Source organism: Streptomyces sp. 4F14, assembly GCF_048159485.1.
GTDB lineage: Bacteria > Actinomycetota > Actinomycetes > Streptomycetales > Streptomycetaceae > Streptomyces.
Genome location: NZ_JBLRVY010000422.1, coordinates 1 through 312 on the forward strand (window position 1 = coordinate 1; position 312 = coordinate 312).

Sequence of the window (312 nt, forward strand, 5' to 3'; positions counted from 1 at the left end):
GCACTGGGAGCGCGGCAGCGGGCGCTCGATGTACTGGGCCTGTCCGCCGTCCCGGTGCGGCGGCACGACCATGCGCCGGGCGATCTTGTTGGCGACCTCGGGCCCCTGCTCCTGGCGCACGATGTGCATGGCAGGTCGTCCGGCGTGACCGGACTCTCGAACTCCAGCCGTACGCCCAGTGAGCGGGCGCGTTCGGCGAGGATCCGCAGCAACTGGTGGCGGCCGATGCCATGGCCCTCGTCGCCGGGCTGTCGGGTCGTCAGGTCCCCTACGTGGGCCACTCCCTCGCTCCAGCGGACCGAGCTCGCCTCG

The 312-nt window shown here is 72.4% G+C and carries 2 pseudogenes; both read right to left on the reverse strand.

What is annotated here, in order from left to right:
• Positions 1-129: pseudogene (locus ACLZOT_RS51405) on the reverse strand (AraC family transcriptional regulator); the annotation flags it as partial.
• Positions 129-312, reverse strand: a pseudogene (locus tag ACLZOT_RS51410) (FAD-binding monooxygenase); the annotation flags it as partial. The pseudogenes ACLZOT_RS51410 and ACLZOT_RS51405, both read right to left, overlap by 1 nt.